Source organism: Bradyrhizobium sp. SZCCHNRI20481 (genome assembly GCF_032485055.1).
Lineage (GTDB): Bacteria > Pseudomonadota > Alphaproteobacteria > Rhizobiales > Xanthobacteraceae > Bradyrhizobium.
Genome location: NZ_JAUEUE010000003.1, coordinates 259217 through 274830, shown reverse-complemented (window position 1 = coordinate 274830; position 15614 = coordinate 259217). Strand labels below are relative to the sequence as shown.

Sequence of the window (15614 nt, the reverse complement as noted above, 5' to 3'; positions counted from 1 at the left end):
CTCACGCCACTGTCGCCCTGGGATCGGCGATGCCGTAGAGCACATCGACCAGCAGATTGACGATCACGAAGATCGTCGCCATCAGCAGCACGAAGCCCTGCACCGGCGCGTAGTCCGACACCAGCAGCGCATCGAGCGCGTAGGAGGCGACGCCCGGCCAGGAGAACACCTTCTCCACCAGCACGTTGGCGCCGAGCATGGTCGAGAATACGATGCCTGCGATGGTGATCACCGGAAGGATCGCGTTGCGCAGCGCATAGGTGACGACGATGCGCCACCACGACAGCCCGACCGAGCGCGCGGTGCGCACGAAGTCGCTGCCGAGCGACACCAGCATCGAGGCGCGGGTGATCCGCGCCAGCGGCGCGATCACGAACAGCGCCATCGTCAGCGCCGGCAGCATCAATTGCCGCGCCGCCGCCCACCAGCCGTCGAGATCGCCGGCGAGCAGGAAATCGATGATCAGGAAACCGGTGCGCTGCGGCGGCAGCGTGGCGAAGATGTCGATGCGGCCCGTTGGGTCCGGCGCGAAGCCGAGCAGATAATAGAACACGTAGATCAGCAGCAGACCGGAGACGAAGGTCGGCACGCAGACGCCGAGCGAGCAGAACAGCCGCACGCCGTGATCGACCAGCGACCCTGGCCGGAGCGCTGCGAGCACGCCAAGCGGCACCGCCGAGACCAGCGCGATCAGCAACGCGGTCAACGTCAGCTCCAGCGAGGCCGGCAGCCGCTCCTTGAGGTCCTTGGCAACGGCCTGCCCGGTCATCATCGAACGGCCGAGATTGCCGCGGCCGACGTCGTACAGATAGATCGCGAGCTGGTTCGGCAGCGGCTTGTCGAGCCCGAGCTGCCGGCGGATCACCTCGATCTCCTCCTGGCCGGCATTGGGACCGGAGGCAAAGAACACGGCCGGGTCCCCCGGCAGCACGCGCATCAAGAGAAAGGTGAACACCAGGACGCCGAACAGCGCCGGCAGCGACGAGACGAAGCGCCGTCCCGCCCGAGCCAAGGTTGCGCCGATCGTGCCCATGGTTATCAGCCGTCCCCGTTACTTGCGGCTCAGGTTACGATAATCGACCTGCCGCGTGAACTGGTAGACATAGCCATCCACCGTCGGCTGCATCACCGCGTCCTGCGCCGCCTGCCAGATCGGGATCTGGAACATCTGGTCGAAATGGACGGCGTTGAGCGCCTTCCCCTGCTCCTCATATTTCGCCTTGTCGGCCTCGAAGCGCGCCTCCTGCGCGATCTTCTCCAGCTCGGCATTGTCGGTCGAGGAGTAGTTCCAGCGCTGCTTGCCGGTGTAGAAGTTGCGATAGAAGTAGTCGGTCGAGGGCAGCCAGGCGACGATGCCCTCGGTGAAGAACGGCAGCTTCTTCTCGTTGATCGCGGTCGACATCTGCGCATCCGGCAGCTTCTGGATGTCCACCTTGATGCCGATCTTGGCGAGCGATTCCTTGACCAATGCGGCCATCGGCTCGGCGGTCGCCGCCTGGCCGACATTGAAGCTGAAGGTGGTGGAGAAGCCGTCCGCCATGCCGGCGTCCTTCAGATAGGCCTTGGCCTTCTCCAGATCGAGCTTGATCGGCTGCGGGATCGGATAGCCGCCGCTCGGCGGCTTGCCGTCAGCCCACGTCGCGCCGTAGAGCGCCGCGCCGCGGCCGAACAAGGCCGCCTTGAACATGTCGTCATAGGGCAGCGCAGAGGCGATGGCGCGACGCACATTGACGTTGTCGAACGGCGGAATGGTGTTGTTCATCGAGATGAAGGTCACCGCATTGTATTGCGGCGTCGAGATCACCTTCAGCTTGCCCTTGCCTTCGAGCGACTGCACGTCGCTCGCCTGCAGATCGATGACCAGATCGGCATCACCGCGCTCGACGAGGTTGGCGCGCGTCGCCGGCTCCGGCACCGACTGGATGATCAGGCGCTTGAACGCCGCCGGCTTGTCCGGCGTGCCGCGGTTCCAGGCCTCGTTGCGCTTGGCGATCACTTGCTCGCCGGGCTTGAAGGTCTCGACGATGTAGGCGCCGCTGCCGGCCGCGTTCTCCTTGGTCCAGTTCAGCGCCCAGGGATCTTCAGCCGTCGCATGCGCCTTGGCCAGCTTGGAGTTGATGATGATCGGATAGACGGTCGCGAGATTCGGCAGCGCCAGCTTGTCCGGCTTCGGCAAGGTCACTTCGAACGTCAGGGGATCAATGACCTTGAACTGATCGGCCGACGTCAGCGAGCCCGTCAGCAGTTGCGCCTTGCCGAGGATCGGCGCGCTGACGCAGCGGTCGAGCGACCATTTGACGTCCTCGGCCGTCACCGGCGAGCCGTCCTGGAACTTGGCGTCGGGGCGCAGCTTGAAGGTGATCTTCAAACCGTCAGCGCTGACCTGATAGGATTCAGCGAGCTCGCCGGTGATCGTGTCGAGATCGAACACCCACTTACCATTGAGCTGCTTGCGACCGAACGACACCAGCCGGTCGTAGCTCGACATCGACAGCGCGAAGGCCTCGCGCGTCGAGCCCGGAATGTTCGGATCGAGCGTGTTGACGGTGGCACCGGTGACATAGCGCAGAGTCTCGGCGCGGCTCTGCGCATGCGCCGATGGCGCAACCAGCATCACCGCGAGCAAGGCGGTCGCAGCGAACAACGAACGTTTGGACATCTCGAAACTCATCGCCCTTGTTCCCTCATTGGTCTCAAAATCCGGGACTGAAATACCCTGCCAGCGGTCACCGGCGGCGCAAGCGCATCAGATGGGAGCGCATCAGATGAGATCGCAGCAGCAATTCACGTGCCACGGCGCACCTCGGCCTGCTTCACATCGTAGGCCTGGAAGCTGGCCCAATGCTTGTCGATGTCGGCCTTGAACAACCCGCGCGTCAGCCCATGCACGAGCTTCGGCACCGCTGTGGTCATTGCATTGATGGAAGAACCCGACGCGCCGAAGCTCATCGTCGAGGCAATGGCAAACACATGGACGTCGCGGATCCACGGCGTTGCGCCAGCCACACGCTCGCACAGCGCATAGTCGTCGGCGAGATAGGGAAAGGCGCCGAGCCGGTCGTTGCGCTCGCTGGCGTCGGGCGTGTAGCGATCGCACCAGCGTGCGATGTTGGCGGCAAAGCTCTGCAGCTCCGGACGCTTTGCGAAGTCCATCGAGATGCCCGTCGCGCTGACTACGAAATCGACTGTGACTTCGTCTTGCGGTGTCCGCAGCACGACTCCGTCGGACGTTTCGCACGCGGCCACGATCGGCGCGCCCTCGTGTAGATGGAACGCGGCATGACGGGCGCAGCGATCATAGGTGTGCTGCGGAAAGCCCTCGCGCAACTCGAGGACCGCGCGCATGAAACGCCAGCGCCAGACGTCGTCGAGCTCGGAGAAATGCCGCAGGAAACCGCGGAACGTCAGCCAGCGATAGGGCTGGATCAGCTGGATTTCCGCTCGGCGGCATAGCAGATCGACGCGCGCCGCACCGGCTTCGAGCGCAGCCGCCGCATTGTCGAACGCCGAGGCACCGGCGCCGATCACGGCGACGCGGCGGCCGCGCAAGCTGTCGAAATCGATCTCGGCGCCGGAATGGGCGCCGCGCGTTGCGGGCAAATGGCGCAGCGGCTCCGGAATGCTCCAGTCGCCCATCCCCTCCTGCCCGGTCGCCAGCACGATCTTGCGGGCGTAGATCGTCGCCTCACCATCCTTGCTGCGCACGGTCGCCTGCAGCAGTCCATCAGCGGCCGGCGCGATATCGACGACCTCGCAGCCGTTGCGCACGGGAAGGTCGAGCTCCTCGCGATACCAGGCGAGATAGTCTGCCCAATATTCGCGCGGAATCAGGTCAAGATTGCGCCAGCTCTCGCCGCCGAACTTCGCCTCGTGCCACGCCTGATAGGTCAGACAGGGTATGTCGAGATCCGGTCCGGTGAAATCTTTCGGGCTGCGCAGGGTCGGCATGCGCGCATAGCTGAGCCACGGTCCTTCGCGGCCAGCTTCGGCCTTGTCGAGCACGAGAATATTGCTGACGCGTGAGCGCAGCAGGGCGAAGGCGGTGGCAAGACCCGATTGGCCGCCGCCGACGATCAACACATCGCGCGCAGGTCGGCCATCGGGACCGATGATAGGCGTCAGCCATGGCATGCTGGGATGCGCGATCCTGGCAAGATCGCTGCGGACCTGGGCCGTCAGCGCGGCGAGACCGGCGCTCATGCCGGCCACCGGATGAAACACGCGCAATCGCGATCGACACGCTCGCTGTCGCTCACGCTCTCTCCATCAGTCATGTCACCCGGCGAGCGAAGCTTAGCAAAGCGAGCCTGGAGCCGACCATACCGATTTGTCCGCCGCCCATAACAGCTTGTTATGGGACGGCAGCGGCAGCTAGAATCGACAGCCATCCGCAGCGAGACAAGAGGTCGCATGCCGCTCAATCTGCGCCAGATCGAGGTGTTCCGCGCCATCATGATGACAGGCTCGATCAGCGGCGCTGCGCGGCTGCTGTCCGTGTCGCAGCCCGCGATCAGCCGGCTGCTGGCCTATACCGAGGATGGCCTCAAGCTCAAGCTGTTCGAGCGCATCAGCGGCCGGGTGCAGCCGACGCCGGAGGCCAGGCGGCTGTTCGCCGAGGTCGAGCACGTCCATCGCGGCGTCGCGCGCATCAACGATCTCGCCGACGAGTTGCGCGCGGGCGGCACCGGGACGATCCGCGTGGTGGCGAGCCCGAGCGCGGGACACAGCATGGTGCCGGAGGCGCTGGCGCGGCTGCGCGGCCGCTTTCCCGACCTGCGTGTCGAGTTCGAGTCGCTGACCCTGCTGGAGATCGTCAGCCGCGTCGGCACAGCCCGCGCCGATCTCGGCATCACCGTGCTGCCGGTCGACGAGCCGACAGTCGCGGTCGAGACGATCGCGGAGGGCGCGCTGCACGTGATCATGCCGGCCGATCATGCCCTGGCGAAGCTGCGCAGCATCAGGCCGAAGGACATGCTGCCCTATCCGCTGGTCGGCTTCGGCCGGCAGACGCCTTATGGCCACATCGTCACATCGGCCCTCGCCGGCGGCCCGGAGCCGACCACCATCGTGCGCTACACGCCCGACGCCTGCGCCATGGCCCGCGCCGGCGCGGGCCTTGCCGTGGTCGACGAATTCGTGCTGCGCGGCCGCGCCTGGCCCGACCTCGCGGCACGGCCACTCGCACCGAAAATTCCGATGCGCGCGCATCTGCTGACGCCACGCTTCGAGCCGCTATCACGCAACGCGGCCGCGCTTGCGGACATTTTGCGCGGGCGCGATCGGAAATCCGGCACTGCGAGGCGTTGAGCTACGCCGCCAGCCAGCCGCCATCGACCGGCAGCACGATGCCGGTCGTGAACGACGCCTCGTCGCTGGCGAGGAACAGCGCGGCGGCCGCGACCTCGTCTGCCGCGCCAAAGCGCTTCATGGCGTGGCGCTGGCGTGAGGCCTCGCGCACCGGCTCGGGATCGGCGTGGCGCGCAAAGCTCCGGCGCAGCAGCGGCGTGTCGATCGCGCCCGGCGCCAGCGCATTGACGCGGATGCCATCGGCGGCGAAGTCGACCGCCATGGTGCGGGTCAGGCTGATGATCGCGCCCTTGGCGGCGATATAGGCGCTGTTGCCTTTGCCGCCGGCGACCGCAAGCTGCGACGCCACGGTGATGATCGATCCGGCCTTCTGCTTCTGCATGATCGGCACCGCGATCTTGGCCCACAGCCAGGTGCCGCCGACATTGGCGCGGAACACCGCGTCCCAGTCGGCGGGATCGGTGGTGACGACGGTGCCGCCACAGGAGAAGCCGGCCGCGGTCATCAGCACGTCGAGCCGGCACCGTGCCCCGGCCACGCCCTCGATGGTCGCCTTGGCAAAGTCGGCATCACCGACATCGCCGACATGGACGCTGCCATCCCCGCCCGCGCTCCGCACAAGCGCCAGCGTCTCATCCGCGCCCGCAGCGTCGCGATCGACCAGGGCGAGATGCGCCCCCTCGCGCGCGAACATCACGGCGCTGGCGCGCCCAATGCCGGAGCCGCCGCCGGTGACGATCGCGACCTTGCCTGCAAGCCTCATCTCAATCTCTCCCGTGCTGATCGAACCAGCGGCCGAAATGCTCCGCCGATGCCGCGCAGTCGAAGCGCGCGCGCCAGCCGAACTCCTCGGCCAGTCGCGTCGTCGACAGCCGGCCGCGGTTCGGAGCAAACACCGGCACCGTCGGCGCCTCGCCCTGCTCCGCGAGCCGGCAGACGAAACCGGAGCGGCCTTGCGCGAAGGCGCGGCCCCAGGCCTCGGCGGTAAACATGGCTGCGTTGGAGATGTTGTAGAGCCTGTGCTGCGGCCTCTCGGCTTCCAGCAACCGGCAGACGGCGTCGGCGACGTCGACCGCATAGACCCAGTCCTTGTCGCCCGGCTCGTTCAGCAGCGCCGGCGCATTGCGCGCGCAACAGGCCGCGATCAGCGCCTGCGGCGATGGCGTGTCGCGCACGCCGCCGGCGCGCTCGAAAGGGCCGAAGACCGCCGACAGGCGCACGCTGATCACGTCGGTTTGCCACAGATCCGACAGCCGCGCGGCGACGCGCTCGGAGGCGAACTTGGTGATCGCATAGAGCGATACCGGCTCGCACGGCATGGTCTCCTCCAGCACGGCAAAGCGCTGACCGCTGTCGCCATAGGACGCCGCCGAGGACAGGTTGATGACGCGGCGGATGCCGCTGCCGCGCGCCGCCTGCAGGATCGGCACCTGCGCAAGCAGATTGACCGCGAGGATGCGCTCCGGGTCAGCCGCATCGCGCTCGGGCCCGGCAGTGATCGCGGCGCCGAGCACGACGGCATCGCAGCCGCTGGCGACGGCGGCCGCGACGGCGCTCGCATCGGTGACGTCGCCCTGCACCAGGTGCAGACGCTCGCGATACGGCGCGAGGGCGCGCTGCGCTGCCGCCGGCAAACCTGCTGCGTCAAAGATCGTCGCGGCATGGCCGCGCTCCAGCAGGCCTTGCGCAATGTTGAGCCCGACGAAGCCGGCGCCGCCGAAGATCAGGACATGCATCAAAGAGTTCCTCGCGTGGACAGCGATCGACGAAGGGCATTCAGCTCTCTCCCCACGTCATGGCCTAGCGCCGTCCCGGCCATCCACGTCCGGCAGCATCCTGGGAAGCACGTGGATGCCCGGGTCGAGCCCGGGCAGGACGGCGGACAGCGGAGCGACCGCGTCGACATGATCAGCTACTCCAACAGCTCTTCGCGCCTAGAGCAGCTTCGCCCCAAAATTCTGCTCCGGGTCCATATCCGCGACCAGGCGCCCCGTCGGCTTCGCAGCCTCGCCACCGCTGCGGGCGAGGAACTGGCCGGAGCCGGGCTGGGCCGACAGTCTGCCGCCGTCAACGATGACGCGGCCGCGCGACAGCACGGTCACCGGCCAACCCTGCACGCTGCGCCCGGCAAATGGCGTGTAGCCGGCGAGGTCGTGCATGGCGGCATCGCTGATCGTGACGTGCTTGTCCGGATCCCACAGCGCGATGTCGGCATCGGCGCCGATCGCGATCGCGCCCTTTCTCGGATGCAGATTGTAGATCTTGGCCGGCGCCGTCGCTGTCAGCTCGACGAACTTGTTGAGGCCCAGCCGCCCGTTAGACACCATCGCGTCGAACAAGAGCGGCAGCCGCAGCTCCAGGCCCGGCAGGCCGTTGGCGATCTGCTTGAAGTTGGGGTTGGGGCCGGCGCGCAGCTTGCCGGTTTCGTCGAACCGATACGGCGCGTGATCGGAAGAGATCGTCTGCAGGTCGCCGAGCGACAGCGCCTGCCACAGCGCCTCCTGATCGGGCGCGCGGCGCGGCGGCGGACTGCACATCCACTTCGCACCCTCGATGCCGGGCTTGTCGAGATCATCGGCCGTCATGAACAGATATTGCGGGCACGTCTCAGCAAACACCTTCAGCCCCTGCCCGCGCGCATCCCGGATCACCTTGGCGCCTTCCGCGGTCGAGACGTGGAAGATCATGATCGGCTGATCGACGAGGGCGGCCATGCCGATCAGCCGGTTGAACGCCTCGGCCTCGGAGAAGCGGGCGTGGCTGATAGCGTGATATTTCGGCGCGGTGTAGCCGCGCGACAGCAGCCGCTTCACCATCCAGGAGATGATGCCATGGTTCTCGGCGTGCGCGCACAGCATGGCGCCGCCTTCGCGCGCGGCGACGAGAATGTCGAGCAGCGGCTCGTCGTCGATCTTGAGCCGGTCGTAGGTCATGAAGATCTTGATCGAGCCGTGGCCCTGGCGGATCAGCGCCGGCAGATCGCGCTCCAGCGTCTCCCTGGTCGGATCGGCGACGATCATGTGGAACGCGTAGTCGATCACGGCCCCCTTGCGCGCCAGCGCGTGATAGTCCTCGACCACCTGCGGCAACTGCATGCCGACATGCTGGGCTGCGAAGGAGATCACGGACGTGGTGCCACCGAACGCGGCCGACGTGGTGGCGCTCTCGAACGTGTCGGCATTGACGATCCCTGCCGCCGAGAGCTGCTCGATATGGCAATGGCTGTCGACGCCGCCGGGCAGCACATACTTGCCGCGCGCATCGATCTCGCGCTTGGCCGGGCCGAGCCCGCGGCCGATCGCCGCGATGGCTTCGCCTGATATGGCGACGTCGGCCTCGAACGTGTCGGTGGTGGTGGCGACGCGCCCTCTCCGGATGATCAGGTCATAGGCCGGCTCGGTCATCGCGATCTCCTAGTTCTGCCAGATGGAACGCCGTGGACGCGAGGCAACCGCATCGGCCCCATTGCGTCAGCCATGGCATAGTGGTTGCCTGTCACGCGCCGTCAACACTGAAGAAGCAGGTAGCTCCCATGTCCCGCCCGCGCATCACCGTGATCAATCCGAACTCCAACCAGGTGGTCACCGACGGCTTGGCGGCGGCGCTCAAGCCGCTGATGTTCGCCGACGGGCCGGAGATCGTCTGCGAGACCTTGAAGGAAGGTCCATACGGCATCGAGAGCCAGAAGGACGCCGACAGCGTCACCCTGCCGCTGCGGCGTCTCGTCGAGGGCGACAACGCGTCCAGCGCGTTCGTGATCGCCTGCTACAGCGACCCTGGCCTGCATGTCTGCCGCGAGGCCACGGCACGGCCGGTGCTCGGCATCGCCGAATGCGGCGTGCTCACCGCGCTGACCCGCGCCGACACGTTCGGCGTTCTCGCCATCGCGCAGCGCTCGATCCGCCGCCACATCCGCTATCTCCGCCAGATGGGCTTGATGGATCGGTTGGCCGCGGAACGGCCGTTGGACATGACCGTGGCGGAGACGGCGTCAGGCGAAGGCACCTTGGCGAAGATGATCGCGGTCGGCCGCGCGCTGAAGGAGGAGGACGGCGCCGGCGCCATCGTGATGGGTTGCGCCGGCATGGCGCGGCACCGGAAGAGCTTAGAGGAGGCGCTGGGGATTCCGGTGATCGATCCGACCCAGGCTGCGGTGACGATGGCGCTCGGCGCGGTGGCGTTTGCTGGGTGAGTGGCGCTGAGCCTTGCGCTCTGCATTCGCTGATCTGCCCGACCGGTCGCCTCACACACGGCTGTCGTCCCGGCCTTGAGCCGAGACCCATAACCACCGGCTGCGGTGAGGCAGGCAACTAACAGTCACGTTCCTCGATAGCTTCCGCGGTATGGGTCCCGGCGTTCGCCGGGACGACACCATTGTCGTCGCTGGAGTCGAGCACAATAACTGCGATCTGCTTAGCTCCGGCAGCTAAAAAACTCGTTGTTCACTCCGGCGGCACCGCGCCCGTGCGGCTGGTGATCAGCCCGTAATGCTCGATCCGCCGATGCCTGGCGAAGTCGAAGATCGTCTGCTTGCCGAACCGCGTCGCATCGAGATCGCACGGCACGACCAGCACCTCGTCCCCTTCCGTCGCGGCCTCCGCGACGATCTCGCCGTCGGGATTGACGATCAGGCTGCCGCCGATCAGGTGATGGCCGTCCTCGACGCCGGCCTTGGCGACCGCCACCACCCAGCACGAGTTCTGGTAGGCGCCGGCCTGCGCCGAGAGGCGATTGTGAAACAGGCGCTGCTGCAGGCCCTCCGCGCTCTTCAATGAGTTCACCGACGGCGTGTTGTAGCCGATCAGCACCAGCTCGACGTCCTGCAGCCCCATCACGCGATAGGTCTCCGGCCAGCGGCGGTCGTTGCAGATCGCCATGCCGAAGATGCCGCCGAGATTGCGCCACACCGGAAAGCCGAGATCACCCGGCTCGAAATAGCGCTTCTCCAGATGCTGGTGGCTGCGCTCCGGTTCGAACTCCTCGTGGCCCGGCAGATGCACCTTGCGGTACTTACCGACGATGGTGCTGCTGCGATCCGTGAGGATGGCGGTGTTGTAGTGGTGCCCATCCGGCGTCAGCTCGGCATAGCCGAGATACATCGCCATACCATGCTGCGCAGCGCGATCGAACAGCGGCTGCACGGCGGCGTTCGGCATCATCAGCTCGAACCAGCTATCGACCTCCGCCTGATTCTCCATGTACCAGCGTGGAAAGAACGTCGTCAGCGCCAGCTCTGGATAGACGATGAGATCGGCCCCCCGGCGCTTGGCCTCGTCCAGCAGCGCGATCATGCGCGCCACCACCGCCTCGCGGCTGTCGGCGCGCTGAATCGGCCCCATCTGGGCGGCGGCAACGTTGATCACGCGCATGGTTGGTCTCCTATTCTAACTCTGGCGTCACCCCGGCCGATACAGCACGGGCCGCGTCCGCGAGAACGATGGGCGGCCGCGCTTGAGGCCCCATAGCGGCTGCGCCAGGGTCGCCACCGTCTCGGTCGGCGTCGACGCATCGATGCAGACCAGATCGGCCGGCGCGCCGACCCTGATGCCGTAGTCGGCGAGACGCATCAGCTTCGCCGCATCATGCGTCACCATGTCGAGGCAGCCGGCCAAATGATCGGGACGCGAGACGTGACAGACATTGGCATAGAGATTGGCCATGCGGATCAGCGAGCCGTCGCCATAGGGCGTGAACGGGTTGAGCACGTTGTTGGTCGAAAGCGAGCAGGTCACGCCCGCAGCGCGTAGCGGCTCCAGGGGGACCACGCCGCGTGGGATAGCATGATCCTGCCGGCGACCCATCAGATGCAGGTCGGTCGAGGGCAGCACGGTGACGGCGACCCCGGCATTGGCCAATTGCGCAGCGATGGCTTTGAAGCGCTGCGGCGGCAGCAGCGACAGCTGCGTGACGTGACCGACGGCGACGCGGCCGCCCCAGCCATATTCCTCGGTCTTGCGGCAGACATATTCGATCTGCATGTGATCGAGCGTCTCGGCGAGATCGAGATGCATGTCGATGTCGACGTCGTGCTCACGCGCGATCGCGAAGATGCGGTCGATCTGCGCCGGCGGGTCGGTGTCGAAATACGGGGCGGCGCCGATGGTTCGCGCGCCGCGGCGCAGGCCTTCGATCAGCAGCTCCTCGGTGCCGGGATAATTGGTGAGACCTTCCTGCGGAAATACGCAGATCTCGAGATCGAGCGCCCAGGCATAGTCCTTTGCGAGCCGCCGGATCGCCTCGAAACCGATGAAGCCGATGCCGGGATCGAGCTCGACATGGGTGCGCATGCGCATCGTGCCATGGCTGACGCAGCGCTCCACCGTCTGCTTCGCTCGCGCGTAGACATCATCAGCGGTGAAGTTGCGCTTCGCGGCCGCGGTCTCGCGCACCGCCTCGGCGACTGTCCCGTCGCGGATGGTGCAGCGGTCGAGGATGCAAGTCTTGTCGAGATGGATGTGCGTCTCGATGAAGCCGGGAACGACGAGGCAATTCTCCGCGTCGCGCTCCGCGCCGTCGGCTGGCAGCGACGGCGCGATCGCCGCGATGACACCATCGGAAATTCCGATATCGGCGCGGCGCAGTTCGCCCTGCTGCGCCAGCATCGCGTTGCGAATGATCAGGTCCATGCTGCCGCCAGGGATTCCATACGCGCGCCAAGCTGGCGGCCCGGCTGCGAAAAGGCAAGCGCCATGCCAAGGCCCGTCCGCCGCAACGCGCGGCCAGCGGTCGATACCATTCGTTTACAAATAGACGGCCGCCGGGAACCACTTGTTTGCCGGGGAAAAACTGCTATATTGATGCATGGAAAACGTGAACTCGTTCTGCTCAGGCCCGTCGTCAAGGCGGGCCGTTGCCGTTTTGGGGGTAGCTGTCCGATGACTCGCTCCAACCGTACGGATCACATTCGCCTGACCTCGCACCCGGTGCCAGGCGCCAAGCACAATTTCCCGCTCCACTGGGGCGCCGAGAGCGCGCGCGAGCGCGGCCCGATCATCGGCACGGTGTCGCGTCCGCAGGACCGCAACGTGATCGGCAGCCATGGCGGCTCCTACACGGTCTACCGCGCGCTCGCGGTATCATCTGGTGCGCTCGATCCGATCCGCCGTCCGGATCTCACCAACACCCATCCCGCCGCTACCATCGGCCCGTTCGCGCAGTGGCGCGATCCGGCGAAGATCGTCGCGCTCGATCCCTGGGGCCATCTGGTCGCCGAGAATTTCGGCGGCGAGATCGCGGAAGGAATCGATATCCGGCCGACGATCGCCGTGACCAAGGCGCGCATCGAGCTGCCGGAGCTGCATGCGGCGCTCGCGGCCAAGCGCCTCGTTCATGATGGCGATGTCGTGCACGCCAACGGCAGCGTGTCGGTGGTCAAGATCGCGATCGATCCGGTGTGGTACCTGCCCGGCGTGGCCGCGCGGTTCGGCACCAGCGAGACCAATCTGCGCCGCGGCCTGTTCGAGCAGACCGGCGGCATGTATCCGGAGCTGGTGACCCGGCCCGACCTGCAGGTGTTCCTGCCGCCGATCGGCGGCACCACGGTCTATCTGTTCGGCGACGTCGACAAGCTCAATGACAGCCGGACGAAGATTACATGTCGCGTGCATGACGAGTGCAACGGCTCCGACGTGTTCGGCTCCGACATCTGCACCTGCCGCCCCTATCTGATCCATGGCATCGAGGAATGTGTCGCGGCCGGGCAGAACGGCGGCCTCGGCATCATCGTCTACAACCGCAAGGAGGGCCGCGCCCTCGGCGAGGTGACGAAGTTCCTGGTCTACAATGCGCGCAAGCGCCAGGAGGACGGCGACGCCGCGGCGGCCTATTTCGAGCGCACCGAATGCGTCGCCGGCGTGCAGGATGCGCGCTTCCAGCAGTTGATGCCTGACGTCATCCACTGGCTCGGCATCAAACGCATCGACCGCTTCATCTCGATGAGTGACATGAAGCATGACGCACTGGTGGGCCAAGGCGTCGACATCGTCGAGCGCGTGCCGATCCCGGACGAGCTGATTCCGGCGGATGCCCATGTCGAGATCGCGGCGAAGAAGGCGGCCGGCTATTTCTCGCTGGAGCCGCAGAAGCCCGAGGCGCTCGGCGACACCGTCGGCCGGCCGCTCGAGAAATACTGAGCGAAGCCTGAGCTCATGGACGACGTCTCCTACCTCCTCTCGGCCCGCGCAGTGCGCGAGCGCGCGCATCAGATGCTGGCGCTCGGTCTTGCCGACAAGCTGTCGCATTTTCGGGTCGAGATCGGCAAGCTCGATGCGATCGCCGACCTCGTGCTGGACGTCACCAGCAAGGCCTATCCCGATGGCGAGGTGCCGTTCCACTCGCGCTGGCGGCATTTCGTGGTCGGCGGCGTCGATCGCTGGGCCGCTGTCGCAGACAAGATTCAGTGGAATGATGCGGCCTCACGGGCGCGCGCCGAGTTCGATCTCGCCATCACCAGCGTGCTGCTCGACGCGGGCGCCGGCGCGGCGTGGCGTTACCATGATGTCATAAGCGACACGCGTATCGGCCGCTCCGAAGGACTGGCGCTGGCGAGCCTCGACATGTTCGCACGCGGTGCGTTTTCGGCCGACGCGAGCGATCCGCTGCGGGCCGATGCAGCGAAGCTGAAGCAGCTCACCGTCGGCGATCTCGAACGCGGCTTTCAGGTCGGTGCCGACAATCCACTGGTCGGGCTCGAAGGCCGGGTCGAATTGCTGCGAAGGCTGGGCGCCGCCGTCAATCCCCATTCCGATCGGAGCAGCTTCCCAAATCGTGATACGCCAAGACCTGGCGGCTTGTTCGATGACCTCGCCGCGCGTGCTGAGGACGGCCGCATTCAGGCGGACGCGATCCTGCAATCGGTGTTGCGTCAGTTCGGCCGGATCTGGCCCTCGCGCATCCTGCTGAACGGCACCAGCCTCGGGGACTGCTGGCGTCATCCGTCACTGCCGACTGACGATGGCATCAGCAACCTCGTCCCGCTGCACAAGCTGTCGCAATGGCTGAGCTATTCGCTGATCGAACCGCTGCAGCGCGCGGGCCTGGTGGTCGAGAACATCGACGGCCTCACTGGCCTTGCCGAATACCGCAATGGCGGCCTGTTCGTCGATGGCGGCGTGCTGGTGCTGCGCGATCCCGCCGATGCGGCGCGCGCCCATGCAGTCGACTCGCCGCTGGTGGTGGAATGGCGTGCGTTGACCGTCGCCCTGCTCGACCGTCTGGCCTTGCTGATCCGTCAGCGCACCGGCCAGACCGCGGAGCAGCTGCCGCTGGCGCGAATCCTCGAAGGCGGCAGCTGGGGCGCCGGCCGCAAGCTCGCCTTCGCTCGCCGCCCGGACGGCTCGCCGCCGCTGACCATCATCAGCGACGGCACGGTGTTTTAAGGGGGGTTTGAGGCTAAACTCATCGATCTTGCGCCTCCGTCATTGCGAGCGAAGCGACTTGTCCGCCATAGCCCGGACTTGTCCGCCATAGCCCGAAGGGCGACGGCGGAAGCAATCCAGGGCCAGGAAGGAAGTCTGGATTGCTTCGTCGCTCCGCTCCTCGCAATGACGAAACTGATGAAGTGCCTGTAGGGTGGGCAAAGCGCAGCGTGCCCACCATTCCAAGCTGAGCTAATATCAGGTGGGCACGGCGCTTCGCGCCTCTGCCCACCCTACGCTTCGGAGATGAAAGCCATGGAAGGCGTCACGGTCGTCGATCATCCCCTGGTGCAGCACAAGCTGACCTTGATCCGCGACAAGTCGATCTCGACCAAGTCGTTCCGCGAGCTGCTCAAGGAGATCGGCATGCTCCTGTGCTACGAGGTCACGCGCGACCTACCGCTCACGGAGGTCGAGATCGAGACGCCGCTGGCGCGAATGCAGTCGGCCAAGATCGCCGGCAAGAAGCTGGTGTTCGTGCCGGTGCTGCGCGCCGGCGTCACCTTCGTCGACGGCATGCTCGACCTGGTGCCGACCGCGCGCGTTGCCCATATCGGCCTCTACCGCGAGCCGCAGACCTTCACCGCCGTCGAGTATTTCTTCAAGGCGCCGTCCGACCTGCAGGAGCGCCTCGCCGTCGTCGTCACACCGGTGCTCGCGACCGGCAACAGCGCGGTCGCCGCGGTCGATCGGCTCAAGGAGCGCGGCGCCAAGGACATCCGCATGGTCTGCATGATCGCCGCCCCCGAAGGCGTCGAGCGCGTGCGCGGCCTGCATCCTGATGTTGCGCTGTGGACCGCCGCGATCGACGAGGGCCTCGACGACGACGCCTTCATCGTGCCGGGTCTGGGCGATGCCGGCGACCGCGCCTACGGCACGAGGTAGCAGCGG

General features: G+C 66.4%; 13 protein-coding genes. 5 read left to right on the top strand and 8 right to left on the bottom strand.

Going from position 1 to position 15614, the window contains the following annotated elements:
- Nucleotide 1 precedes the first annotated feature (1 nt).
- From QX132_RS05955 to QX132_RS05945, 3 genes are all read right to left on the bottom strand, one after another.
- The gene (locus tag QX132_RS05955; RefSeq protein ID WP_315796754.1) at nucleotides 2–1033 is read right to left on the bottom strand and encodes an ABC transporter permease; all 1032 of its coding nucleotides are present in this window, start codon (nucleotides 1031–1033) and stop codon (nucleotides 2–4) included.
- Between the two features lie 18 nt (nucleotides 1034–1051).
- Nucleotides 1052–2671: an ABC transporter substrate-binding protein gene (locus QX132_RS05950; RefSeq protein WP_315772063.1), complete on the bottom strand. Its 1620-nt coding sequence runs from the start codon at nucleotides 2669–2671 to the stop codon at nucleotides 1052–1054.
- A 113-nt stretch (nucleotides 2672–2784) separates the two neighbouring features.
- Nucleotides 2785–4200 carry an NAD(P)/FAD-dependent oxidoreductase gene (locus QX132_RS05945; RefSeq protein WP_315772062.1) on the bottom strand — a complete coding sequence of 472 codons (1416 nt, stop codon included), beginning with the start codon at nucleotides 4198–4200 and terminating at the stop codon, nucleotides 2785–2787.
- Between the two features lie 210 nt (nucleotides 4201–4410).
- On the opposite strand from QX132_RS05945, the gene QX132_RS05940 reads away from it, so the two are divergent.
- Nucleotides 4411–5307, top strand: a complete 897-nt coding sequence (locus QX132_RS05940; protein WP_315772059.1) for a LysR substrate-binding domain-containing protein — start codon at nucleotides 4411–4413, stop codon at nucleotides 5305–5307.
- Between the two features lies 1 nt (nucleotide 5308).
- Here QX132_RS05940 and QX132_RS05935 read toward each other — a convergent pair whose 3' ends face one another.
- From QX132_RS05935 to hydA, 3 genes are all read right to left on the bottom strand, one after another.
- Nucleotides 5309–6070: an SDR family oxidoreductase gene (locus QX132_RS05935; protein ID WP_315781826.1), complete on the bottom strand. Its 762-nt coding sequence runs from the start codon at nucleotides 6068–6070 to the stop codon at nucleotides 5309–5311.
- Nucleotide 6071: 1 nt separating this feature from the next.
- Entirely contained in the window at nucleotides 6072–7043 is a 972-nt protein-coding gene (locus QX132_RS05930; protein WP_316160389.1) for an NAD(P)-dependent oxidoreductase, read from the bottom strand.
- Between the two features lie 198 nt (nucleotides 7044–7241).
- Nucleotides 7242–8711 (bottom strand): dihydropyrimidinase, encoded by a 1470-nt coding sequence (gene hydA / locus QX132_RS05925; protein ID WP_316160387.1) that lies wholly within the window; start codon nucleotides 8709–8711, stop codon nucleotides 7242–7244.
- Nucleotides 8712–8839: 128 nt separating this feature from the next.
- Between hydA and QX132_RS05920 the strand changes: the two genes are divergently transcribed.
- Entirely contained in the window at nucleotides 8840–9499 is a 660-nt protein-coding gene (locus QX132_RS05920; protein WP_315772054.1) for an aspartate/glutamate racemase family protein, read from the top strand.
- Nucleotides 9500–9749: 250 nt separating this feature from the next.
- Here QX132_RS05920 and QX132_RS05915 read toward each other — a convergent pair whose 3' ends face one another.
- Nucleotides 9750–10676, bottom strand: coding sequence for an N-carbamoyl-D-amino-acid hydrolase (locus QX132_RS05915; RefSeq protein WP_315796751.1), 927 nt, complete (start codon nucleotides 10674–10676; stop codon nucleotides 9750–9752).
- Nucleotides 10677–10703: 27 nt separating this feature from the next.
- Nucleotides 10704–11933 (bottom strand): amidohydrolase family protein, encoded by a 1230-nt coding sequence (locus QX132_RS05910; RefSeq protein ID WP_316160385.1) that lies wholly within the window; start codon nucleotides 11931–11933, stop codon nucleotides 10704–10706.
- Between the two features lie 249 nt (nucleotides 11934–12182).
- On the opposite strand from QX132_RS05910, the gene QX132_RS05905 reads away from it, so the two are divergent.
- From QX132_RS05905 to upp, 3 genes are all read left to right on the top strand, one after another.
- On the top strand, nucleotides 12183–13439 hold the full coding sequence (locus QX132_RS05905) for a GTP cyclohydrolase II (protein WP_315738494.1): 1257 nt from the start codon (nucleotides 12183–12185) through the stop codon (nucleotides 13437–13439).
- A gap of 15 nt (nucleotides 13440–13454) precedes the next feature.
- Nucleotides 13455–14684: a URC4/urg3 family protein gene (locus QX132_RS05900; RefSeq protein WP_316160382.1), complete on the top strand. Its 1230-nt coding sequence runs from the start codon at nucleotides 13455–13457 to the stop codon at nucleotides 14682–14684.
- A gap of 294 nt (nucleotides 14685–14978) precedes the next feature.
- Nucleotides 14979–15608, top strand: a complete 630-nt coding sequence (upp, locus tag QX132_RS05895) for a uracil phosphoribosyltransferase (protein ID WP_315738496.1) — start codon at nucleotides 14979–14981, stop codon at nucleotides 15606–15608.
- Nucleotides 15609–15614 lie beyond the last annotated feature (6 nt).

Bases quoted from the DNA above. Each gene is read 5' to 3' on its own strand.
- QX132_RS05920 (WP_315772054.1), top strand. From the start codon at position 8,840: ATGTCCCGCCCGCGCATCACCGTGATCAATCCGAACTCCAACCAGGTG.
- QX132_RS05900 (WP_316160382.1), top strand. From the start codon at position 13,455: ATGGACGACGTCTCCTACCTCCTCTCGGCCCGCGCAGTGCGCGAGCGC.
- QX132_RS05935 (WP_315781826.1), bottom strand. From the start codon at position 6,070: ATGAGGCTTGCAGGCAAGGTCGCGATCGTCACCGGCGGCGGCTCCGGC.
- QX132_RS05945 (WP_315772062.1), bottom strand. From the start codon at position 4,200: ATGAGCGCCGGTCTCGCCGCGCTGACGGCCCAGGTCCGCAGCGATCTT.
- QX132_RS05910 (WP_316160385.1), bottom strand. From the start codon at position 11,933: ATGGACCTGATCATTCGCAACGCGATGCTGGCGCAGCAGGGCGAACTG.
- QX132_RS05915 (WP_315796751.1), bottom strand. From the start codon at position 10,676: ATGCGCGTGATCAACGTTGCCGCCGCCCAGATGGGGCCGATTCAGCGC.
- QX132_RS05955 (WP_315796754.1), bottom strand. From the start codon at position 1,033: ATGGGCACGATCGGCGCAACCTTGGCTCGGGCGGGACGGCGCTTCGTC.
- upp (WP_315738496.1), top strand. From the start codon at position 14,979: ATGGAAGGCGTCACGGTCGTCGATCATCCCCTGGTGCAGCACAAGCTG.
- QX132_RS05905 (WP_315738494.1), top strand. From the start codon at position 12,183: ATGACTCGCTCCAACCGTACGGATCACATTCGCCTGACCTCGCACCCG.
- QX132_RS05950 (WP_315772063.1), bottom strand. From the start codon at position 2,671: ATGAGTTTCGAGATGTCCAAACGTTCGTTGTTCGCTGCGACCGCCTTG.
- QX132_RS05940 (WP_315772059.1), top strand. From the start codon at position 4,411: ATGCCGCTCAATCTGCGCCAGATCGAGGTGTTCCGCGCCATCATGATG.
- QX132_RS05930 (WP_316160389.1), bottom strand. From the start codon at position 7,043: ATGCATGTCCTGATCTTCGGCGGCGCCGGCTTCGTCGGGCTCAACATT.
- hydA (WP_316160387.1), bottom strand. From the start codon at position 8,711: ATGACCGAGCCGGCCTATGACCTGATCATCCGGAGAGGGCGCGTCGCC.